20 protein-coding genes are annotated in these 22879 nt (G+C 49.4%); 10 read left to right on the forward strand and 10 right to left on the reverse strand.

The window, feature by feature from the left end; genetic code table 11:
• Positions 1-75: 75 nt before the first annotated feature.
• Positions 76-645 (reverse strand): DUF2892 domain-containing protein, encoded by a 570-nt coding sequence (locus IC612_RS05505; protein ID WP_194739179.1) that lies wholly within the window; start codon positions 643-645, stop codon positions 76-78.
• Between the two features lie 94 nt (positions 646-739).
• On the reverse strand, positions 740-1243 hold the full coding sequence (locus IC612_RS05510) for a dihydrofolate reductase (protein ID WP_194739180.1): 504 nt from the start codon (positions 1241-1243) through the stop codon (positions 740-742).
• Positions 1244-1321: 78 nt separating this feature from the next.
• Between IC612_RS05510 and IC612_RS05515 the strand changes: the two genes are divergently transcribed.
• The 5 genes from IC612_RS05515 to IC612_RS05535 all read left to right on the forward strand — a co-directional run bounded on the left by IC612_RS05515 (position 1322) and on the right by IC612_RS05535 (position 5621).
• Positions 1322-1930, forward strand: coding sequence for a LemA family protein (locus tag IC612_RS05515; RefSeq protein WP_194739181.1), 609 nt, complete (start codon positions 1322-1324; stop codon positions 1928-1930).
• Entirely contained in the window at positions 1930-2358 is a 429-nt protein-coding gene (locus IC612_RS05520; protein ID WP_194739182.1) for a TPM domain-containing protein, read from the forward strand. The genes IC612_RS05515 and IC612_RS05520 overlap by 1 nt, the downstream gene beginning before the upstream one ends.
• Positions 2339-3148, forward strand: coding sequence for a TPM domain-containing protein (locus IC612_RS05525; RefSeq protein ID WP_194739183.1), 810 nt, complete (start codon positions 2339-2341; stop codon positions 3146-3148). Before IC612_RS05520 ends, IC612_RS05525 begins: the two co-directional genes overlap by 20 nt.
• Before the next feature lie 86 nt (positions 3149-3234).
• Entirely contained in the window at positions 3235-3753 is a 519-nt protein-coding gene (locus IC612_RS05530) for an NAD(P)H-dependent oxidoreductase (protein WP_194739184.1), read from the forward strand.
• Positions 3753-5621, forward strand: coding sequence for a monovalent cation:proton antiporter-2 (CPA2) family protein (locus IC612_RS05535; protein ID WP_194739185.1), 1869 nt, complete (start codon positions 3753-3755; stop codon positions 5619-5621). The genes IC612_RS05530 and IC612_RS05535 overlap by 1 nt, the downstream gene beginning before the upstream one ends.
• Here the strand turns inward: IC612_RS05535 and IC612_RS05540 are convergent.
• Positions 5618-6421: a GIN domain-containing protein gene (locus IC612_RS05540; RefSeq protein ID WP_194739186.1), complete on the reverse strand. Its 804-nt coding sequence runs from the start codon at positions 6419-6421 to the stop codon at positions 5618-5620. The two genes, IC612_RS05535 and IC612_RS05540, sit on opposite strands and share 4 nt — an antisense overlap.
• Positions 6422-6491: 70 nt before the next feature.
• Between IC612_RS05540 and IC612_RS05545 the strand changes: the two genes are divergently transcribed.
• From IC612_RS05545 to IC612_RS05560, 4 genes are all read left to right on the forward strand, one after another.
• Positions 6492-8639, forward strand: coding sequence for a M3 family metallopeptidase (locus IC612_RS05545; RefSeq protein ID WP_194739187.1), 2148 nt, complete (start codon positions 6492-6494; stop codon positions 8637-8639).
• Positions 8640-8887: 248 nt separating this feature from the next.
• Entirely contained in the window at positions 8888-9031 is a 144-nt protein-coding gene (locus IC612_RS05550; RefSeq protein WP_194739188.1) for a hypothetical protein, read from the forward strand.
• 42 nt (positions 9032-9073) lie between these two features.
• Complete coding sequence (locus IC612_RS05555; RefSeq protein WP_194739189.1) at positions 9074-11179, forward strand: M3 family metallopeptidase; 2106 nt, start codon at positions 9074-9076, stop codon at positions 11177-11179.
• 58 nt (positions 11180-11237) lie between these two features.
• Positions 11238-11696, forward strand: coding sequence for a DUF4442 domain-containing protein (locus IC612_RS05560; RefSeq protein ID WP_194739190.1), 459 nt, complete (start codon positions 11238-11240; stop codon positions 11694-11696).
• Between the two features lie 80 nt (positions 11697-11776).
• Here the strand turns inward: IC612_RS05560 and IC612_RS05565 are convergent, their stop codons facing one another.
• The 6 genes from IC612_RS05565 to IC612_RS05590 form a co-directional block, all read right to left on the reverse strand.
• The gene (locus IC612_RS05565; RefSeq protein WP_194739191.1) at positions 11777-13909 is read right to left on the reverse strand and encodes a S9 family peptidase; all 2133 of its coding nucleotides are present in this window, start codon (positions 13907-13909) and stop codon (positions 11777-11779) included.
• Between the two features lie 73 nt (positions 13910-13982).
• Complete coding sequence (locus tag IC612_RS05570) at positions 13983-15944, reverse strand: ABC-F family ATP-binding cassette domain-containing protein (protein WP_194739192.1); 1962 nt, start codon at positions 15942-15944, stop codon at positions 13983-13985.
• A gap of 77 nt (positions 15945-16021) precedes the next feature.
• Positions 16022-16735: a DUF4230 domain-containing protein gene (locus IC612_RS05575; protein ID WP_194739193.1), complete on the reverse strand. Its 714-nt coding sequence runs from the start codon at positions 16733-16735 to the stop codon at positions 16022-16024.
• Between the two features lie 49 nt (positions 16736-16784).
• Positions 16785-17780: a LuxE/PaaK family acyltransferase gene (locus tag IC612_RS05580; RefSeq protein ID WP_194739194.1), complete on the reverse strand. Its 996-nt coding sequence runs from the start codon at positions 17778-17780 to the stop codon at positions 16785-16787.
• A complete protein-coding gene (locus IC612_RS05585) occupies positions 17781-18578 on the reverse strand; it encodes a UDP-2,3-diacylglucosamine diphosphatase (RefSeq protein ID WP_194739195.1) in 798 nt (265 codons plus the stop codon).
• A 14-nt stretch (positions 18579-18592) separates the two neighbouring features.
• A complete protein-coding gene (locus tag IC612_RS05590; RefSeq protein WP_194739196.1) occupies positions 18593-19045 on the reverse strand; it encodes a 6-pyruvoyl trahydropterin synthase family protein in 453 nt (150 codons plus the stop codon).
• A 148-nt stretch (positions 19046-19193) separates the two neighbouring features.
• On the opposite strand from IC612_RS05590, the gene IC612_RS05595 reads away from it, so the two are divergent.
• A complete protein-coding gene (locus IC612_RS05595; RefSeq protein ID WP_194739197.1) occupies positions 19194-21506 on the forward strand; it encodes a S9 family peptidase in 2313 nt (770 codons plus the stop codon).
• 77 nt (positions 21507-21583) lie between these two features.
• Here the strand turns inward: IC612_RS05595 and aceA are convergent, their stop codons facing one another.
• The gene (gene aceA, locus IC612_RS05600; RefSeq protein WP_194739198.1) at positions 21584-22864 is read right to left on the reverse strand and encodes an isocitrate lyase; all 1281 of its coding nucleotides are present in this window, start codon (positions 22862-22864) and stop codon (positions 21584-21586) included.
• Between the last annotated feature and the right edge of the window lie 15 nt (positions 22865-22879).

Consider the following 22879-nt stretch of genomic DNA (forward strand, 5'->3'; position numbering starts at 1 on the left):
AAAAAAAAAACTACAGCGGCAGAAAAAGTTCCTGCCGCTGTAGCTTTTATCATATAACCAATGCTTTTTTAAAGTTTAGAAAAACTTACCTCTCTGACGCATATGGGGATTATGCATGTGTTTTTGCATGGAAGGCATCTTGAGCTGGTCGCGCATCATTTTTATCTGGTCGGTCATCATGCCTGCCGAATCGAGCCTGCGTGCTTCTTCCAGATACTTCTGTCCCTCCTGCTTACGCCCTTTGGAGATTGCCACGGCGGCAAGATTCAAATTGGCCATTGCGCGGTCGTGCTTCATATTGAGTCCGTATTCCAATGCCTTACGCATCAAAGGCTCCACCTTTGCTGGACTGTCCTGCGCCAAGGTCAGACCCTGAAGGTAATGGAAATACCCGTACTGGGATTTATGTAACTGCGTGCGGTAGCTCGTAATTTTTTGAAGCCATTTGGCTGCGCCCACAGTATTTTGCTTGCGCATCTGCCAGAAAGAAAGGAGCAGGTTCTCGTTCTTGAAGTACAGTAAAATGGGTAGAGAAGAGAGAATAAATACTACAATGCCCCATCCCCAATCCCGGGTAAAGAACATCATATAGATACTTAGTGCTATAATAACGGCCGCAAGCGCCAGTTTTAGATTCTTATTCATAGTTCAGTAGGTACTTTTTGTGCCAGCAAAGATAAAATTTTTAAAGCAGAATCCCTGCCTTGCTTCCATTAGGGTTACCCCAGGGGCGAAAATATTAGTGGGATTCTTGTTTTTCCCTGCGCTCAAAGCGCTGAAAACATAGCGTGTAGGGGTTTTTCGCGTCGGCCTCTACCCGCTGCTCTCTCACCAGCTTCCACTGCTTCTCATCCAGTGAAGGAAAGTACGTATCGGCCTCAAACTCACCCTCGACCAAGGTCCTTTCAATTGCATCGGCCTTCTCGAGCGTCTGCTCGTAGATAGCACCCCCGCCGATTACAAAAACTTCCGGGTCAATTTTCTGTGCAAACTTCAGCGCCTCCTTCAAGGAGCCTACCACCAGAGCCCCTTCAAGGAAATAATTCTCTGAGCGAGAGACCACAATGTTGGTGCGTCCCGGCAGGGCCTTTCCGATACTTTCGTAGGTTTTCCTGCCCATAATAATAGGATGGTCCATAGTGAGTTCCTTGAAATGCTGCAAGTCCCGGGGAAGCCTCCACAGGAGCTGGTTGTCTTTTCCTATTTCGCCCCGTCTGCCCGTAGCTACCACTATTGTTACCATCTTTTTTCACTTTCGGCAAAATTAGCACATAATTTGTATATTTACGTAGCATTAAAACACATTATACACGATTAAACTATGAAAAACAAAGGTTGTATGAGTGCCGGTACCATCGGTATTGCACTCGTAGTTATTGCAGCAGTACTGTTCTTTTGGGGTAAGAACTCCTACAACAGTTTTGTGGTCTCCGAGCAGAAAGTAAATGCCAAATGGTCCAACGTAGAGACGGTGTACCAGAAAAGAGCAAATCTAATCCCGAACCTGGAAAGGACCGTCAAGTCCTACGCACAATTTGAGCAGGAAACTCTTACTAATGTGATCGAGGCGCGCTCCAAGGCCACTTCCATTACGGTAGATCCTACCAATATGACGGAGGCCGATATGGCTAAATTCCAGGCCGCCCAAGGAGAACTCTCCGGAGCCCTCAGCCGACTTATGGCAGTGGTGGAGCAGTATCCTAACCTTAAGGCGGACCAGCAGTATATCAATTTCCAAAGGGAATATACGGCCATTGAGAATTCCATCCGTGCAGAAACCGTAACCTACAACGGCTCAGTGGAGGAATACAATAACCTGGTGAAAACCTTCCCTAACAATATCCTTGCAGGATTGTTCAATAAATCCGAAAAACCGTACTTCAAGGCCCAGGCAGGTGCCGAGCAGGCCCCAGAGGTCTTTACTGAGTAATGAACACATTTTTAGATCCTCATCAGCTCTCTTCCTTGGTGGAAGCTATAAAAAACGCCGAAGAACTCTCTACGGGAGAAATCCGCGTACATATAGATTCCACCACGGTAGAAGACAATGCAAAAGTGGCTTTCGAAGTCTTCAAGCGTTTGTGCAAGGGCCAGACCAGGGAGCTTAATGCCGTACTATTTCATGTGAACTTTGAGCAGAAATACCTCACCATTATTGGCGATGAGGGCATCCACGCAAAGGTGCACCAGCAGTTTTGGGACCTACTCCACGACGAGATGAGCTCGGAATTTGCTAAAGGCCATTATTTTGAAGGTCTGCGCCAGGGCATCCTGAAGACCGGTGAAAAACTGCAGCATTATTTCCCTCTTGAAGGAAAAAATCCAAACGAACTCTCCAATGAGATTACCTTTTCTTAAGCGACTTTTATTTTTTCTCACCCTTATTGTATCTTCTTTTTCTCTGGCCCAGTACGTGGTACCCGAGAAGCCTAAGGTGCTGTATCCTGTCTATGATCAGAGCGGGATATTAAGCGCAGAGGAAAAAGCAAAGCTCAATGAAAAACTCATCCGTTTCTCCGACTCTACCTCTACGGAAATCGAAGTGGTGATTATACCCTCCACCAATGGAGAGGATGTAAACTTTGTGGCGTGGCAATTTGGAGAAAAATGGAAAATCGGACAAAAGGACCTGGACAACGGAATCGTCCTGTTGGTAGCTACAGAGGACCGTACCATGTCTATACAACAAGGCCGCAACGTGGAGAAGTACCTTACCGCATCAGTGGCCGGACAGATTATAGACTATATCATCGCACCGAACTTCAAGCAGGGGCGCTGGTACGATGGAATTGACCGGGGAACTACCGCCCTTATGGAAACCGTGCAGGGGAAGTTCAAGCCGCTGGTGAAGGAAAAGTCCGACCGGCCCAGCTTCCTTACCCTACTTTTTGTAATAGGCATCGCCATTTTCGCCCTTAGCATCATAGTGCGCGGAGGAGGCGGAGGCCCTGGAGGTCCCTACCGGGACGACGATGAGGACGTGATCTTAAGCCGAAGAGGCAGACGCCACTATCCGGGTGGATTCTTTCCTTTTCCGCTTCCAGGAGGAGGCGGTGGTTTTGGAGGAGGTCTTGGAGGGGGCGGTGGCTTTGGAGGCTTTGGCGGAGGCGGAAGTTTTGGAGGCGGAGGCGCCTCAGGAGGCTGGTAAAAAAATCGCTATTTTGAAGTAATTATCTACAGAACTATAACAATAGAAACGGGCTTTTTCATTAAATTTGAAAAAAGCCCGTTTTTTTGAAGACCCTTGTAGTTTTTGCGCATCCTTATCTGGAATACTCCTATTCCAACCGACTCTTGATTAATTTCTATGAGCGGCACCAACATTATGATTTTCTGGACCTCTACGAAACCTATCCGGATTTTCATATTGCCGCCTTCAAGGAAAGGAAAAGGCTTGCGGGATACGACCGGTTCGTTTTCCATTTCCCAATCATATGGTTTGGAATGCCACCACTACTGCGGCTATGGATCGATGAAGTATTTGATGGCAATTGGATAAAGATGGGCGTGAACAATCCCTTTGAAAACAAACCCATCTATATCCTTGCCACCACACGCAGTAAAAAACGCTCTTTTGGACGGGAAGGAAAACACCACTATACGGTGGATGAGCTCATCAGCGGCCTTATCGTAACGCTTCGCGCGTTCAAAGGAGAAATCAGGGAAACCTTCGTGGTATACGAGGCCGAAAACCTCACCAAAAAAGAAATCATCCAGTACAAACAGCAGTTTATTGAAACACTAGGCGACTAATGGAAGGATCCCTTGCACTATATATGCTCATTTTTCTAGGAGCGGCTCTGGTTATGGTGCCCCTGGTACGGCGCCTGGGCTTAAGCTCGGTGGTCGGATACATTCTTGGGGGCGTAATCATAGGTCCTTTCGTACTTAAGCTTGTGGGAAGGGAAACGGACAATATCATGCACGCCACGGAATTTGGCGTGGTCATGCTGCTTTTTATTGTAGGTCTGGAACTCGAACCGCGTAAGTTCTGGTCCATGCGAAAACGCATTTTAGGACTGGGACTCTCCCAGGTACTGCTCACCGTGGGGCTGCTTCTGGGCATTTTCCTTCTTGCAGGCTGGAAACTCAATCAGGCGCTGGCCATCAGCCTTTGCCTCTCGCTTTCCTCCACTGCCATTGTACTTCAAATGCTGCAGGAGAAGAATCTTTTTAAAACAACGGCCGGAGAGGCCTCCTTTGCCACCCTTCTTTTTCAGGACATCGCAGTGATCCCTATCCTTGCGGTCCTTCCCTTAATAGCCCGCTACGAAATAAAGGAAGACAACGAGATACAGGTCCTTATCCAGCGGCTGCCGGAATGGATGCAGGCAGGTACTGTGATCCTGGGCATCGCCTTTTTGATCCTTTTGGGCAGATACGTTTTTGTACCCTTCCTACGCTACGTATCCAAATCCGGGATGAGCGAACTGCTTACAGCCTCCTCGCTATTTTTGGTGATTGGAGTCTCAGAACTTATGGTCGCTATTGGCCTCTCTCCTGCATTGGGCGCCTTTCTAGCCGGGGTGATGCTTGCAAACAGTGAGTTCCGTCACGAACTAGAAGCCCAGATAGATCCTTTCAAGGGACTCCTTTTGGCGGTGTTCTTCGTAAGTGTAGGGGCAACCATAAACTTCAGCACCATACTTGCGGATCCCCTCTTTATTTTCACTACCGTACTTCTGGTAATGGCAGTGAAACTTCTGGTACTCTACGGCGTGGGTAAATTCTTTAAAATTGAGAAAATTCAGAATATCTTCTATGCCTTTGCCCTCTCCCAGGTGGGAGAATTTGCCTTCGTGCTCTTGAATTATTCTCAGAAGCTTTATCTTATTAGTCCGACCTTAAATTCGCAAATGATGGCCGTTACCGCCATCACCATGCTGATTACCCCACTTCTTTTACTCTCCTACGACCGCTACATCGCGCCCAAATTCAATTCCGAGCATATCTCCGAGCCGCTGTTTGACATCATGGACAACCCTGTCTCGGAGAAAAAGGTAATTATTGTGGGGTTTGGACACTTTGGAAGTACCGTCGGAAGGCTTCTTAGGGCAAGTAAAGTATCGGCCACGGTACTGGACCACGACAGTGAGCGCATTAAACTACTTCGCAGTTACGGTTTTAAAGTATTCTATGGAGACGCGACGCGCATGCCTATATTAAGAGCGGCCGGCATTGAAAATGCAGAGATTCTAGTGCTCTGTCTGGACGATACGGAAAGCAACCGGTATATCGCCGACATGGTACGTGAGCATTATCCAAAGCTTAAAATATTTGTGCGGGCCAAGAACCGGCTGGATGCCTACCACTACATCAACCAAGGCATTGACAATGTGTACCGGGAAACCCTTGGAACGGCCGTAGATATGGCTATCGATGTACTGAGTGAAACGGGGATGCGAAAATATGCCGCCAGACGCCTCGGAAAGCGATTTGCTACCATCGATAAGTCCTCTTTACGAAAAATAGCGCGCGAGTACGGTCGAGGGGAAGATCTATTCTTCACTACGAGGGAGACCATTCAAAGGGAAGAGGCCCTACTTTCCTACGACAATCTAAACTTCAACACCCACGACTGGATGGACCAGGACGAGGACGAAGTGCGCAATGATCCCTAGTGCACGGTGACTCTACCGCTGCTGTTCTCCTCGTGGGTAACTTCCACGGATCCTTTTCGTAGTATACGTACCTCTCCACTGGAACTGGCAGTAGCATCGGCCTTTCTACTGACACTCACCACCACATCACTGCTGCTGGACGCCTGGATGCTTGCCTCTTCCACCTGAAGTTTCTCCGCAGAGATCTTTCCCGAGGAGGAGCCCTGAAGCACGGCTTTCTTGCTGCGTCCACTTACCGTAATCTTTCCGGAAGAAGAGGCCTCTGCCGAGAACACCTGCGCCCATACCTTGCCTTGGTACTCGCCACTGGAACTTGCCACAACCGAGAGTTCATTGGCCTGAATATTTCCCTTGATGCGTCCTCCAGAGCCTACTACTACATCCATCTTTTCCTGGACAAATTCATCCATGAGCGTGATTTTTCCTGCTCCACTGCTCTCAATTGCGCTGAGATCTGTGGCATAGATCCGGGCACGCACTTGGTGTTTCCCCGCAATTAATCGACCGGTCTTAAACCTAAGGGTAATCTTGCCGTTTTCCTTCTCTACAAGCACGTTCTCTACCTCATCCTTAGGCCCATACAGTACGATTCTTTCCTTTGCGTCCTTAAAGAGTTCCGCCTCGATGGCGCTCGATACCTCAAGTTCCTCTATGGAGAGTTCTATTTTCTTTTCAAAGGGTTCACTCGACTCCGGTGAGAGCACCTCAGGAAGGGCCTGGGTAATGGACTTTTCGGCCTTGCTCTCATAGCAGCTATTCAATAGCAGAAGGCTAAATGCTAATAATGGAAGTTTTTTCATTGCAAGGTGGTTTTAGTTTTCCAAATTTAATAAATTGCTATCTTTATGAATTAATAGCAACCTTTTTTTTATGAAAAATATAGCCGCATTATTTTTACTAAGCTCTCTGGCCTTAACCACGGCCTGTACAAGCCAAAATACCATGCAGACAAACGAACGTAAACCCATTCCTCAGGCGCAGGGCGCCTTAGCATCCAATCCGCTGCTTCAAAGAAGCACCCTTCAGTACCAAGCCCCGGAATTTGACAAGATAAAGAACGAGCATTTTGCTCCTGCTTTTGATTTCGGTCTTGCCGTACATGAGGCGGAACTCTACAATATTACCAACAACCCCGAGGACCCCACTTTTGAGAACACGCTTGTAGCTCTTGAGAAAGCAGGGGAAGTACTTCGCCGTGCACGCACCGCATTTTCTACCCTTACCGGCGCCCATACCAACCCCGAACTTCAGGCGCTGCGTCAGAAGTATGCGCCGATCTTTTCAAGCCATTCGGATAAGATCTATCTCAATGAGAAACTCTACGAGCGCATCACTAGTATCGATCCAAGCGGACTAGACAGTGAAAGTAAAAAGCTATTGGAAGTCTACAAACAGGACTTTGAGCTCTCTGGTGCGGCATTAAGCGCAGAGAAAAAGGAAGAACTTAAGAAAATAAATTCCGAGCTGGCTTCCCTTTCTACCGAGTTTTCCAGCAAGCTTCTAGGTGCCAGGGAAGAAGGAGGAGTGCTCATTTCTGATGTAAAAGAGCTGGACGGCCTGAGTGCCGATCAGATTGCTACAGCGGCGGCAGATGCCAAGGCGCAGGGCCATGAGGGAAAATACCTCCTTACCCTTTTAAATACTACCCAACAGCCACTGCTTCAAAATTTGCATAACCGTGCCACGCGTGAAAAACTTTTTAAAGCCTCGTGGCAACGCGCCGAAAAAGGCGATAAAAACGATACCCGCCAGACCCTTGAGCGCCTTGCCTACTTAAGAATGCAAAAGGCACAACTTATGGGCAAAAAATCCTTTGCCGAGTGGAAGCTTCAAGACCAGATGGCGCAGACCCCTGAGCGGGCCATGGACCTTTTGGCGCAGCTTGCAAAGCCTGCCGTAGAGCGCGCCAAGGAGGAACGCGCAGAGATTCAAGCCCTAATTGACGCACAGAAAGGAGGATTTGCCCTGGCACCATGGGACTGGAACTATTATTCCGAGCAAGTACGGAAGGCAAAGTACGACTTGGACGAAAACGAGATCAAGCCGTACTTCGAAGTAATGAATGTACTGGAAAAAGGGGTTTTCTATGCCGCAGAGCAGTTTTACGGAATTACCTTCAAGAAAAGAACGGATCTTCCAGTCTACCATCCTGATGTGCTCACCTACGAAATCTTTGATAAAGACGGCAAATCTATGGCACTCTACTACGTAGACTTTTTCTCGCGCCCAACCAAGAACGGGGGCGCCTGGATGAGTGCTATGGTAGGACAGAGCCATTTGCTGGGACAACAGCCGGTCATACTCAACGTATGTAATTATCAGAAACCGCCACAAGGAAAACCTGCACTAATTTCCTACGACGATGTAACGACCATGTTTCATGAATTTGGACATACCCTCCACGGGCTTTTCTCCAACCAAAACTATCCAACACTAGCCGGCACCGCCGTGCCAAGAGACTTTGTGGAACTTCCTTCCCAAATAAACGAATTCTTCGCCCTGGAGCCTTCCGTACTGAAGAACTATGCGCTGCATGCCGAGACGGGGAAACCCATGCCACAGAGCTTAGTGGACAAAATCAAGAAAGCCCTGAGTTTCAACCAAGGGTATGCTACCACCGAACTGGTCTCGGCCGCCACGATTGATATGAACTGGCACTCCGTGGAAAATCAGGCGCAACTTAAACCTACACTGGAGTTTGAGAAAGAGGTACTGTCCAAGTACGGTTTTAACTTAAGTGAAGTACCACCACGCTACCATTCCCCTTACTTTGCACACATCTGGGGTGGAGGATACAGTGCTAGCTACTATGCCTATATGTGGGCAGATCTTCTTAATGCATCGGCATGGCAGTACATTACTGAAAACGGTGGAATGACGCGCGAGAATGGAGAGCGCTTTAGAAAATACATCCTTTCCGTAGGTAACTCCGTGGACCTTAACAAGACGTTCCGTGATTTCACTGGAAAGGATCCGGAGATTTCCGCACTTCTGAAAAGCAAAGGATTTACAAACTAGTTCTGAACTAGAGCAGAATTATGTAAAAAAACCGGACGTGAAAAATTTTTCGCGGCCGGTTTTTTATTGCCTGCTTAATGTTTGCATCCTTTTTCAACGGCTACTCCACTTGGGATTTTTATTTATACCATACCCATCAATAGGCAGCTAATGCCTATACTTTTCAAAATAACTCCACTTTGTTACATCATTTGCAGCAAAGTACTTTTTACCCGCGTCTTTGAATATCTTTGTGAAAAATTGGGAAAATGTTAACAAAACACCGGGAAAGGATCTATAGTACGATTACGGATCTTTTTACGGTGGTTTATTTAAAGGGGAAGGTAACTACTCCCTCCGGACTTTTTCCGTACGAAAGCAATAACCACGAAAATTGGAATCAGACCGCCTAAGAAGATCTTGGGCGGTTTTTTAAGAAAGCAAATCCTCTCTCAATGTCTAAAAACTTCTTTATAGTTTTAGTATCTCTTCTCTCTTTCCTTTGGACCAGTGCCCAAAGTACGCCTGGATCCCAAGCGTCCAATCCGCTGCTAGAGCCAAGTAATCTGGACTTCCAGGCTCCAGATTTTTCCAAGATAAGGGACTACCATTATGCCCCGGCCTTTACCCAGGCATTACTGTACCAACAAAATGCGCTAAAACAAATACTTGAGGACACCTCAAGACCCACCTTTGAAAATACGCTCCAGGCCCTGGAGCGTGCTCAGGAGCCGCTTCGTAGGGTCAAGGGCGTATTTTTCGTGCTCTCCGCAGTGGATACCGACCCCCACCTGCACAGCCTCCAAAAGGAGTTTATGCCGCAGATGGCAGCCCTAGAAAGCAGCATGTATTCGGATCCAAGGCTCTACCGCAGAATTAAGAAAATACGCAGCAAAGGACTCTCTGAAGAGGAATTGCGCCTAAAAGAGCATTACCTTCAAACCATGCTCCTGAGTGGAGCGCGACTCCATCCTTCCAAAAAAGCAGCGCTAAAGGAAACCAATACCCAGCTGGCAGCCCTCTCGGCGCAGTACCAAATACGTCTTTCCCGGGCGAAAAGAAAAGCCTCAGTACTTATTTCAGACCGTAGCCAGCTCGAGGGTCTTTCCAGTTCCCTTTTGGCGCGCGCCCAGAACGATGCGCGCAACGCCAGCCACCAAGGGAAATACCTGCTGCTGCTCTCAGAAACCACCCAGCAGCATTACCTAAGCGAGCTGGACAACCGCGCGCTAAGAGAGCGCATATACCACGCCTCACGCCAGCGCGCAGAGAAGAACGATGAGAACGACACGCGCGAATTAATTACGCAGATAGCACGACTGCGTCTTGAGAAAGCAAAGATCATGGGCTTTAAGACCTATGCCGACCTAAGGCTTAAGAATCAGATGGTCTCGAGTTCCTCCCAAGCCCTAAAGATGCTCGAACAGCTCCTGGGACCCTCGGAGCGTAAGGCCGAGACCGAGCACAAAACCTTGCAGGAATTTGCGCGCAGAACGCATCCTGAAATCACTCTGGAGCCCTGGGACTACCTCTATTTTTCAGAGCGCCTGAAAAAAGAAGAAATCGGAATCAACCAACAGGATATTAAGCAGTATTTTGATGTACGCAGCGTACTTCACGACGGAGTCTTTGCCTCGGCACAAAAATACTACGGACTGCACTTCAAGGAACGAAAGGACCTCCCGGTCTACCACGGGGACGTCATGGTGTACGAAGTGCAGGACAGGGACCTGAAACCCATTGCCCTGTACTACCTGGATATGTACTCACGCGCAGGAAAACCCGACGGGGCCTGGATGAGCAGTATCTACGAGCAGTCCCACCTCACCGGACAAAAGCCCGTCTTATTAAACGTATTTAATTTTCCCAAACCCCTTCCCCAGCGCCCCACCTTACTGAGTCTGGACGAAACACGAAAACTTTTTCACGAGTTCGGCCATGCACTTAACGGAATCCTTTCCAGCGTGCAGTACCCTACCCTCTCGGGTACGTCCACGCCCAAGGATTTCGTGGAATTTCCCTCGCAGTTCCATGAGTTTCTGATGTTTGAACCTTCCGTGCTGCAAGGCTATGCGAGGCACTACCGAACGCTTTCCCCTATGCCAGAGGAAATAAGACGCAAAGTCCTGGCGCTTCAAAATTTCGGCTCCGGGTACCTCTATACCGAAAAGGTCGCGGCGGCCGCACTGGATTTGCAGTGGCACCGAATCCGCAAACCTTCACAAATCACCTCTGCCCAGGAGTTTGAAGCGGCAGCATTGAAAAATCTAGGTCTGGACAAAAGCCCCGTGCCCCTGCGGTATTATTCCCCTTATTTCGCCCACATATGGGGTGAGGGATACAGCGCAGGTTATTACGGATACGTCTGGTCGGATATTCTTTCCTATACGGCCTGGGAAGCGGTACAGCGCCGTGGAGGCATGCGGCCTGAGGAAGCCCAGCATTTTCAAAGGACCATACTCTCGGTGGGCAATTCCAAGGATCTGTGGAAACAGTTTCGCTCCTTCAGTGGTATGGAGCCCTCCACCGAGCATCTGAAAAGGGCCAAAGACCTTAAGTAGTACGCAGCACATAACGGTTAGTACGAAAAAATAAGATTTGTGGGCGTACCTTTAGGGTATGAAACCCTCTGCGTACAACCTCTACCTTCTTGCAAAGATTCCCATTGCCTTTTTGGCCGGCGTCCGGGTAAAAAAACTCTCGCCACAGAGCTGCACCACGCGCGTGGCACTAAGTTATCTGAGCCAGAATCCCTTCCAAAGCATGTTCTGGGCAGTCCAGGGCATGGCCGGGGAATTTTCCACAGGAATCCTTCTGGCAGACCTTATCTCCAGAAGGGATTTGAAAGTATCGATGCTGGTCAGAGAAAATTCTGCGGTATTTACCAAAAAGGCGCGCGGAAAGATAACCTTCACCTGCTCTGAGGGAGAAGCCATCACCCGGGCACTGGATACCCTGACACTGCACCAGGAGCCTCTTATCCTGGAGCTCCATTCCAAAGGAGTCGACGCCTCGGGGGATACCGTATCGGAATTCACCTTTGTCTGGAGTCTCAAGTTAAAAGCCGCCGTAGTCTAACCTTTTATAAAAAGCAAAAAAAGAACCCGAAGCCTATAGGGGCATCGGGTCCTTGGAATATCAATAAGCGCTAATCTGCGCTAAGGCTTAAGATGCGCATCAAAATACTCTGTTACTTTTTCCATCAGGTGCACCCGGTCCTTTCCAATCACATTATGGGCATGACCCGGATAGACAAAGTAGTCCAGCTGCACGCCTTTATCCACGGCTGCTTTTAGGAAATTAATGGAATGCTGCCATACCACGACATCGTCCTGAGCACCATGAATGAGAAGCAGCTTGCCTTTAAGGTTCTCTACTTTGCTCAGGAGGTTCGCCCGGTTATACCCCTCGGGGTTTTGCTGTGGAGAATCCATATAACGTTCGGTGTACATCACCTCGTACATACTCCAGTCTATTACGGGACCACCGGCTACACCCACCCTAAAGACGTCCGGATGGCGAAGCATCAGGGAGGTAGTCATGAATCCTCCGTAGCTCCATCCGTGCACGCCCATCATGCTGGAATCTACATAGGGAAGGGATTTTAAATAGCGTACGCCCTGGAGTTGGTCTTCCATCTCTAAGGTTCCCATATCCCTGAATACCGCCTGTTCAAATTTCAGTCCGCGTCCCGAGGAGCCCCTACCGTCCATCGAGAAGACGATGTACCCGCGCTGGGCCATATATTCGTACCAGAGGTTTCCGGATTGGGGGAAGGAGTTGGTTATAAGCTGCAGGTGGGGACCATTGTACAGATACACCACCACAGGATATTTCTTTTTGGGATCGAAATCGGTTGGCAGCACCAGCTTTCCATAAAGCGGAGTTCCATCCGAGGCCTGAAGGGTTATGCTTCGCACCTCAGGGCGCAGGTAGTTCTTTAAAGGATCCGCGCTGCTTAGTAGCGTACGGGTCTTTCCTGTCGAGGTCTGATGCAGTACTATCTTTCTCGGTGTGGTGGCATTGGAATAGCTGTCGTAGATCCACTCCCCTCCAGGACTCATCTGAAAGGAATGCATACCGGGTTCTCTGGACAGCTTCTCCATGCGGTAGGTATCCCAGTTCACTTTATAGAGGTGCCTTTCCAGGGGCGTGTCCTTTGTGGATACAAAGTACACCTCCTTCTTCTTGGCGTTGAAACCCAAAAGTTCGCTTACTAGATACTCACCCTTGGTAAGGGCCCCCACCAGACCTTTGTCCACGTGGTAGTGGTAGAGGTGGTTGTAGCCCGAACGTTGGCTCTGCCATATAAAATCGGTGGTGGAACCAGGAAAGAAGCTCAAAGGGTTCTGTGGCTCGACGTATTTATCGCTGCGTTCCTCAAAGAGCGTCCTTAGGAATTTTCCGGTCTGGGTATCGTACTGATTGAGTTTTAGGTGGTTCTGATCGCGGTTAAGTACGCCCACAAATATACTTTTCTCATCAGGGCTCAGCGTGACCGATGTAAGGTACTGCTCCTTATCGCCCTCAATATCCAGAAATACGGTTTGCTCTTGGGAAATATCGTAAATACCCAAAGTAACCTGATGCGAAGTACTTCCGGCCATAGGGTATTTGATGTTTTTATTTTCGGCCGGCACCTTGGACCAGTCAATTACCGGATAGTCCTTTACCATACTCTCGTCCATTCGGTAGAAGGCCACTTTGCTCTCCTGCTTTGCCGTAAAGATACCTCCACTGATACCAAATTCGTTTCTATGGACACTTTGCCCGGAAATAATGTGTGGACTAGTCTCGCTGGTGATGGCTTTTTCCTTGCCGTCTTTAAGGATGTAGAGGTTGTTGGCCTTAGTATAAAGCACTGCATTTTGCTTATTTAGTACCACCACATTTTGCGCCTCTTTAGGCAGACCTGCCCAAGGGGTTAGCTTGTAGCTGCCCTTCTGGTTTTCAAAGAAGTAGAAGCCTGACCCGTCGCGCAGGGTAATTGCTCCATTCTCTTGGTAGGAAAGCCCGTACGGACGCTTAAGGGAAGGCTGCTGCAGGGAAAGCTGGTGGTAGGACAACAGGGTATCGGATTTTCCAGTAGAAAGATCGTAGATTAGATACCCTTTCGGCGTAGACTGCAGATAGGATTTACCGTCGGGAGTGAATGTAAATCCTGAGATGTTCTCCACTGCCAGACTCGAGCGCATGCCGTTTATGGCCTCAGCCATAGTGAATTTTTGGTTTTGCGCAAAGCTAAGAATAGAAAGAGCCAAGAGCGCAAGGGTGCATTTTAATGTACGCATGGAAAAAAGTTTTTACTTTAAAAAAGTAAAAATACCAAAATTTTGGCTTTCCACCAGCACCTGCCTAGTACCCTTAACTGTAGGCTTCCAGCGCCTGCGCAGTATCTTCCCACTGCTGCATGGCCTCTGAGAGCTCTTTCTTGAGCGCCTCGTATTTTTCCAGTTCCTTTTCCGTAGGATTGGTGCGCGAAAAGAGCAGCTCAAGCTGCGAGATTTCCTTCTCGTAGTCGGTTATCTTTTCCTCGCTCTTTTTGAGCTGGTTTCTAAGGTTCTTCTCCTCGCGGCTAAGAAAGGCAGGCTTTTCCTGCTCCTTTGGTTCTTTGCCTGTGGACAGAGTCTCCACAGGGGCCTCTACTACCGGCTCTTTTCCAGAGTCACCCCGCTGCTTTAGGATAGCCTTCTCCATGGATATCTCCCGAATGCTTTCCTTCTGGCGGTACTCCAGGTACTCGTCTATATTGCCCAAAAACTCTTTCATGTGCCCGTCCCTAAACTCGAAGATCTTGTCGGCAAGCCCCTGAAGGAACTCCCGGTCGTGGGAAATAACAATAAGGGTACCCTCGAACTTATTGAGTGCCATCTTGATGATCTCCTTACTTTGGATATCGAGGTGGTTGGTAGGTTCGTCCATGATCAGGGTATTGAAGGGACGAAGCAGCAGCTTACAAAGTGCCAGACGGTTCCGCTCCCCTCCGGAGAGCACTTGGGTCTTCTTGTTGACGTCTTCCCCGCTGAAAAGGAAATTTCCCAGTAGGTCCCGCACCCGCGGCCTTGTTTCCTCGGTGGCTGCGTCCTCGGCCTCCTGCAGGACGGTTTTTCCCGGAGTAAGCACCTCTTCCTGGTTTTGGGCAAAGTATCCAATATTCACGTTGTGCCCTAAGGTCCAGCTGCCGGTATAGTCCTTGATCTGGCCCGTTAGAATCTTTGCCAGCGTGGTCTTACCCTGCCCGTTCTGCCCCAGAAGTGCAATACGGTCTCCGCGTTCCACGAAGAAATCCACGCCGTCAAACACCTGCTTCCCCTCGTAGGCCTTGCCTAGATTTTCTGCCTCGAATATAACCTTGCCCGGTACCACACTCTGTACAAAACGTATGTTGAATTTAGAGACGTCCTCATTGTCGAGCTCTATACGCTCTATCTTTTCCAGTTTCTTAATAAGGGACTGTGCAAAGGAGGCTTTGGTAGCCGAGGCGCGGAAGCGGTTGATGTTATCCTCCATCTGCTTTATCTCACTGTCCTGGTTCTTCTTTGCCTGTTCCAATTTCTCACGGCGCTCCTTGCGAAGTTCCAGATACTTGGAATAGTTGGCCTTATAGTCGTCCACCTTACGGTTGTTTACATCAAAAGTACGGTTACACACTGCCGTCATGAACTGCTTATCGTGGCTTACCAGCACGATGGCACCGGTATAGTCCTTGAGGAAATTCTCCAGCCAGATGATACTCTCCATATCCAGGTGGTTGGTAGGCTCATCGAGCAGGAGCAGATCGTTATTCTGAAGCAGCAGCTTTGCCAGTTCGATACGCATGCGCCATCCTCCGGAAAACGTATCGGTGATCCGCTCGAAATCCTGCGCCTTGAAGCCCAGTCCAAGAAGAACTTTCTCCATGTCCCCTTCCAGGTTGTAGGCATCGTGGTGGTGCAAGAGGTCGTTTAAATCCGTCATGCGGTGGATTAAATCGTGGTAGTACTCGCTCTCGTAGTCGGTACGGGTAGCGAGCTCCTGGTTAACTTTTTCCAGCTCCTGTTTCCATAGGTTGATCTGCTCAAACGCCTGCATGGTTTCCTGCCAGACGGTACGCCCCTTGACAAATTCCAGGTCCTGCTTTAAAAAACCTATGGTGATGTTTCCCTCGGTAGTAACCTGGCCTTCGTAAAAATTAATCTCGGAGGAGAGAATTTTGAGCAGGGTGGATTTCCCTGCACCGTTCTTACCTACAAGACCTACCTTGTCGCTGCGTTTGATGGTGAAATTCACATCCCTGAAAAGGTAATTACCGGCATGGTGGAGGCCTAGTCCCTGAACTGAAAGCATAGTATCGCGTCTGTTTTAATTGGGTGCAAAAGTACGGATTTTACAGCGTAAAACCGCTTACGTATTCCAGGAAGCTCTTAGAAGGCCTTTGGGGCTAGTTCCAGTCGGTTAGTGCTTTGCGCGATAAGCTCGGGATTCTCTAGGGTGTAGTCCTTTCCACTAAGAAGTTCGGTAAGGAGCATCTGCATCTGCTCTGCGGCTACTTTCGGCAGCTCGGATTTGCGCGCCGCCTCAATGACCTGCGCCTTGCTTTGTTTCTGAATCCGGGAAAGGTCTTCCTTGGAAAAAAGATTAAAAAACTGCTCCTCGATATTGTAGTATTTGTAGTCGGTCTCTGTGGAGAGGATCTCGGGCGCGGGAAAGGACTTTAATCGGACCTTTCGCGATACGGGATCCAGTTCCCACTGAAGCTTCTCAAAATCATACCCTACCAGAACTTTCGCCTCCACGATGACCAAAGCCTTTTTTATGGAGGGAATAAAATTAAAAAGCTTTTTGGATTCCCGGTAGTCGTAGATTTCATTGAAATGACCTTCGGCAGAGACTACTTTGAACACTTTGCGCATGCTCTGTGCTATAGTGTGGGAGCTTTCGGTAAGAACTTTTGAACTAGTGCCTACGCTTTTAAATACCAGGGCGCCAAGGGCGCCTCCCACCAAGAGGCCAAAGACCAAAAGTACTGCCCACAGTATTTCCGAGGGAAGGGAAGCGGCCTGAAAGAAAAGAAAATAGAGAAGGGCAGAGCCAAGAATAGCTAAGAGAAGAAAAATCCAGAGCAATTTGTTTTTCATAGTCCTTATTTGCCTTAAGAAATACAAATATCAGGCCTCGGGCGAGTCCTTACACCACCAGAAGACTGCAGCCCCGAACATCGCTGTTGTCCATGCGCCCCAGAACCTTAAAGCCCCCGCCCTGTAAAAGCCCTAAATCCTTAGTAGCGATAAAGGCACAGCTGTGCACATTGCAAAGATCAATGATGTTGATGGCACCGGTCCTTCCCTCTTCCACATACCGCAGGGGATCCTCCACCTGGCGAATAAGGACGCGCATCCAGGGCGGAGTTCTGTAGAGGTTATCCTCTAACGCATAGGCCTGGGAAAGCAGCTCGGTCATGGAATATTCCGAATAAATCTTCTCGGTGCAAAATCCTTGGCGAAGCTCCTCCAAGAGCACTTCCTTGGTGATTTCTTCCTTGCGGCCTTTCATGCCTCCGGTTTCAAGAACCGTCAGATCAAGGTGTTTTAAGAACGATTTATCCCCCTCACTTTCCAGATAATCCAAAAGGGCAAAAGAGACCCCGAAAAGCAGCACCGGGATTCTTCTTTCTGCCAAAGCAGCAAGCTGATGGGAAAGGGCCTTATGGTCGTAGAGGTAGTACCCGTTTTGCTTGCGCCCGGACTCTTGCATCAGATGGTTTACCATATAAATAAGAGAGGAGTCCCCGTTTTCCTGATAGCTGGGAAGCAGCCCCAGAACCACCCGCTCCTTCGGGGAGCCCAGGAACTGCACGAAGCTGCGCTCGATGCTCTCTTGGTACAGCAGGGGATCGGCAACATAATGTACCGAACGCTCCATGCCGGTCGTACCCGAGCTTTTAAAGGTAAGAATTTCCGGGGAAAAGGGCTTGGAGCTGTCCCAGATCCGGTGGTTTTTAAATAGTTCGATAGGCAGAAACGGGATGGAGTAAAGATCCTTGACCCCAGAGGGGTCCTTTCCCAGATAGTCCACAAACCTTCTGTAGACCTCTACATGCTTATACTGGTAGTGAAAAGTCTCTAGACTGCGCTTAAGGAAGTCCTCTTGGCTGGAAATGGTAAATAAAGACGCTCTTTGCATTTAGTGCTCGCTGGTAAATGGACGTTTGGAGGGATACTCCAGAAGTTTGAATTCCGTGGAAAATTCCCCGTAGGTAAAGTAACTAATCCAATCGCCAAGGTTTATATAAAGCGCCTGGCGCTCTTTTTCTCGTATGGGCAAGACCATGGGCAGGTGCCGGTGGCCGTAGAGGAAATAATCCACGGGGTTTTCCTTGAGCTTGGCTTTGGAGTACAGGATAAGAAACTCCTTGTCTTCGCCCAGGAACTTTTTATCCTCCTCTCCGGAGATCAGTTTGTTCTTGGTAGAGAGGTAGAGTGCCAGACGCATGGAAAGGTCGGGGTGTAGCCACCGGAATGCCCACTGGGCCAAAGGATTGGTAAAAAGACGTTTCATACGCTTGTAGCCTTTGTCTCCTGGTCCCAGACCATCGCCGTGGGCCAAAAGAAACTCCTTTCCGCCGATGGTAAAATACTGCTTGGAGAAATACACCTTGGCGCCAATCTCCCGCTCAAAATAGTCCTTCATCCAAAGGTCGTGGTTTCCAATAAAAAAATGAATCTCGATACCCTGGTCGCTAAGCTCCGCGAGTTTTCCCAGTACGCGCACAAACCCCTTGGGTACTACATGCTTCCATTCGTGCCAAAAGTCAAACAAATCCCCCATGAGAAAAAGCACCTTGGCGTCTTTTCGTATCTCCTCAAGCCAGGCAATAAACAGCAGTTCCCTCTGCCTGCTTTCTTTAAAAGAAGGCGATCCAAAATGCTGGTCGGAAGCAAAATACACCTTTTCTCCAGGCTCTAGACGAATGGTTTTCATGTTGGATTAGTATTCTAGTTGGTTTTCTGGTCCGAGGCAAACCATTCCCCGTAGGAATTTTCCGTTTCGTGGAGTTTCAAGTATACCAGCTCCAAGGAAGGATCCAGGCGCCGGGAGATTTTCTCTGCAATGGCGTAGAGCATCATCTCACAGGTGGGCTGGAAGGGAGCAAAAATCACATTATGCCCCTGAAGCTCCAGGCTCTGGCCAAGCTTCTTATGCTCGGTAGTGGCATTGACCAGTACCCCGTGGTCCCACTGGGAGATAATTTCCTCTTGAACGATTTTCTTAATGTCGGAAAAATCCACCACCATACCGTTCTTGGGATGGCTTGGATCCGCAATAGGCGCACCCTTTACCGTTACAAAGAGTTTGTAGGAATGACCGTGCATATTCTTACACTTCCCATCGTAATTGTGCAGTACATGGGCGGACTCAAAAGTGAAAATTTTAGTGATACGAATCATGCGGCAAAGATACTACAATTTGTGGTAGTGGGCCCCAGAAGGACCTAAGAGCCTTTGTAGCGGTTTTTTTCTTATTTTAGTGCCCCGAAACCCTAACTACCCCTACCAGAAGCACTTCGCTAGGCTCTTAAACTATCTGTCCCATCCCATGAAACATCTTCTTACCCTACTGCTCACGCTGCTATCCCTTTCCCTCTACGCACAGAAAGACCTTACAGAGCTCTCCGAAATCATGAAAGGAGAGGAATTTTTTGGATTTACCCCCGAGCGTCCTTCCTGGGCCCTTAACGGAAAGGCCATACTTTTTGAATGGAATCCGGACGCAGAAGTGGAAAAGACCACCTACTACATGGACCTGGACACAAAAAACGCCCAAAAAGCAACCACCGAGCAGATACTAGCCCACCGGGGGCAGTGGGAAACCTGGGACTACAAGACCTATTATGTGCTTTCACGTGGAAGCCTCTACCGGTACGATGCCAGCAAAGATACCCTAGAAAAAATCCTGCATACCAAAGACCACATCGGGCAAATGAGTAAAGGAAGCAGTAGCGGTACGCTTTATCTTCAGATGGCTGGAAACATCTTCCGTTACAGCGCCCCCCAGGCAAGCCTGGTGCAGACCACCCATTTCGTAGCGCAGTCTACCGAGAAAAAAGCGCCCAAAGAGAACTTTCTGAGCCTCCAGCAGAGTGAACTCTTTGAGTACGTGCGCGACTCCAAGGAGCGCACGGAATTTCAAAAACGACAGCAGGAGCGCTTTGCAAAAGAGTTTCCTAAAGCCTTTGGAACCGGAAACGATATCTTCAATCTTTCCCCTTCCCCGAGCGGAGCGCATGTGGTCTTTGCCGAAGGAAAAAGACCCCAGCAGCGGCGAGAGCTCATGGGGGTGTTTATAACCCAGGACGGGTACAACCAAAGTCAGAATATAAAATCCAAGGTTTCGGTGGATAATCTTTTCCCTGCGCGCCTTGGTGTCTACTCCAAAGTGCTGGATTCCGTAGGGTTTATCAATCTAGATAAACTTACTGCATCCAATGCTTCTGGAGCCGCCTCAGAGCAAAAAACACCAAGGCATCTATCCTTCTCCCGCGCCGTATTCAATGAGGCCGGTACCCTTGCCGTGGTGGACGTCCGCACCCAGGACCACAAGGACCGATGGATACTGTCCCTGGATCTGGACCGCCTCACCTACCGGATACTGGACCACCAAAACGACCCTGCGTGGATTGGAGGGCCTGGAATCCCCTCCCAGCCATTTTCACTGGGCCGAATGGGCTTCCTCTCGGACGATAAGACGCTCTTCTACCAAAGCGAAGCTTCGGGCTACTCCCATTTATATACGGTCGATACCAAAACCCTAGAGAAAAAGCAGCTAACCAGTGGCCCTTGGGAAGTGCGTGGGGTAGATCTCTCCCGCGATAAAAAGACCTTCTACCTTCATACCAACACGTCGCATCCCGGAAAAAGGGATTTTTACCGCCTAAGCACTGGGGGCGGAGCAATGGTCGCACTGCTTTCCGGCGAGGGAGCCCACGAGGTACTGCTCTCCCCTAGGGAGAATCAGCTTCTGGTGCGCAAATCGCTCTCCACCAAGCCCTGGGAACTTTATTTGGCAGAAAACAAGAAAGCACCTGCGCTCCTGCAACTTACCCACTCCACTACAGCTTCCTTTCATGCCCAAGGCTACACCCCTCCAAAGGTCGTCTCGTTTCAAGCCCGGGATAAAGCCACGGTATACGCCCGGGTATACCCGCCACAGGGAGCATCCAATGGGCGCGCCGTACTTTTTGTGCACGGAGCCGGTTATCTGCAGAATGCCCACCACTATTGGTCCAGCTACCATCGGGAATTTATGTTCCACCAACTGCTCTCTAGAAAAGGATATACGGTTATGGATGTGGACTACCGAGGAAGCGACGGATACGGCAGGGAGCACCGCACAGGAATCTACCGCCATATGGGTGGAAAGGACCTTAGCGACCACCTCGATGCCAAGAAGTTTCTGGTAGAAAACTACGGAGTGGACCCGGAAAAGGTGGGAATTTACGGAGGAAGTTATGGCGGATTCATTACCCTTATGGCTCTTCTTACCGAGCCCGGATCGTTTGGGGCAGGCGCCGCGCTGCGTTCGGTGACCGACTGGGCGCACTACAACCACGGCTATACTTCCAACATCCTGAATTTTCCTGAGACCGATCCCGAGGCCTACCGCAAATCTTCTCCCATTTATTTTGCAGGTAATCTTTCCGATCCCCTCTTGATGCTGCACGGAATGGTGGACGACAATGTGGAGTATAAGGATATCGTGCGCCTTTCCCAGCGCTTTATCGAGGAGGGGAAAACCGGTTGGGAACTTGCGTCCTATCCGGTGGAAGCCCACGGTTTTAGAGAAACGAGCTCCTGGTACGACGAATACCGCAGGATTCTGGAGCACTTCGAAGAGCATCTGGATAAGTAAGAAAATCAGTTAATAGAAGAAGCGGCGCACCATAAAGTACGCCGCTTCTTTATTATAGCCTAATGCCAATCGAGCAATCAGTGGAACTGCTCGGTCTCGGTGGATCCTTCCAGAGCGGTGGTGGAGGAAAGGCCGGAAGTAATTACCGTCTGAATCCTATCAAAATAGGCTGTTCCTACGAAACTCTGGTGTTTTACGGCCCTAAAACCTTCTTTCTGGAGCGCAAATTCCCGCTCCTGAAGCTCCGAATAGCCTGCCATTCCCCGCTGTTTGTATGCGCGGGCAAGTTCAAACATGGAGGTATTGAGCGCATGGAACCCGGCCAGAGTGATGAACTGAAACTTATAGCCCATCGCTGCAAGCTCCTTATGGAAAGTCTCCATCTCGCTAACCGAGAGTCTGGCAGCCCAGTTAAACGAAGGAGAACAGTTGTAGGCAAGAAGCTTGCCCGGAAATTTCGCGTGGATACCTTCGGCAAACCTGCGTGCGTGCTCCAGATCAGGATTGGAGGTTTCCATCCAGATAAGATCCGCATAGGGCGCGTAGGCAAGACCTCTACTTATGCCCTGCTCCACCCCGCAGCGTACGCGGTAAAAGCCCTCACTGGTACGCTCTCCCGTTATAAAGGGATGGTCGTAGGGGTCGATATCGGAAGTAAGAAGGTCCGCGGCATCGGCATCGGTGCGAGCGATAAGTAGCGTAGGGACGTCTAGTACATCGCTTGCAAGCCTTGCGGCTATAAGCTTATCGACCGCTTCCCGTGTAGGTACCAGCACTTTTCCTCCCAAATGGCCGCATTTTTTTGCCGAGGAGAGCTGGTCTTCAAAATGCACCCCTGCGGCTCCGGCTTCAATCATCTGTTTCATCAGCTCGAAGGCATTGAGATTGCCCCCAAATCCTGCCTCGGCATCGGCAACGATAGGAACCAGATATTCCTTTCGCTCACTGCCGGCTCCCAGCGACTGGATCTGGTCTGCACGAAGAAGCGCCCGGTTGATGCGTCTGACCACCGCAGGAACCGAATCCGAGGGATAGAGCGACTGGTCGGGATACATCTCTCCGGAGAGGTTGGCATCGGCCGCCACCTGCCATCCACTTAGGTAAATGGCCTCAAGGCCAGCATCTACCTCCTGGACGGCCTGGTTGCCGGTTAGAGCGCCAAGTGCCGAGACGTAGGCCTCACTGGAGAGTTTGTTAAAGAGTTTCTCACTCATCATACGCGCAATGGAATACTCAATGCGGTAACTTCCCCTTAGCTCCAGTACATCCGTGGCAGTATAGGGTCTTTGGATACCTTTCCAACGGGGATTGTTTTTCCATTGTAAAGTAAGCTCTTGGGCTTGGTTTTCTCTGTTCATAGGGTGGAGTTTTAA

Source organism: Planobacterium oryzisoli (genome assembly GCF_015354315.1).
Lineage (GTDB): Bacteria > Bacteroidota > Bacteroidia > Flavobacteriales > Weeksellaceae > Planobacterium_A > Planobacterium_A oryzisoli.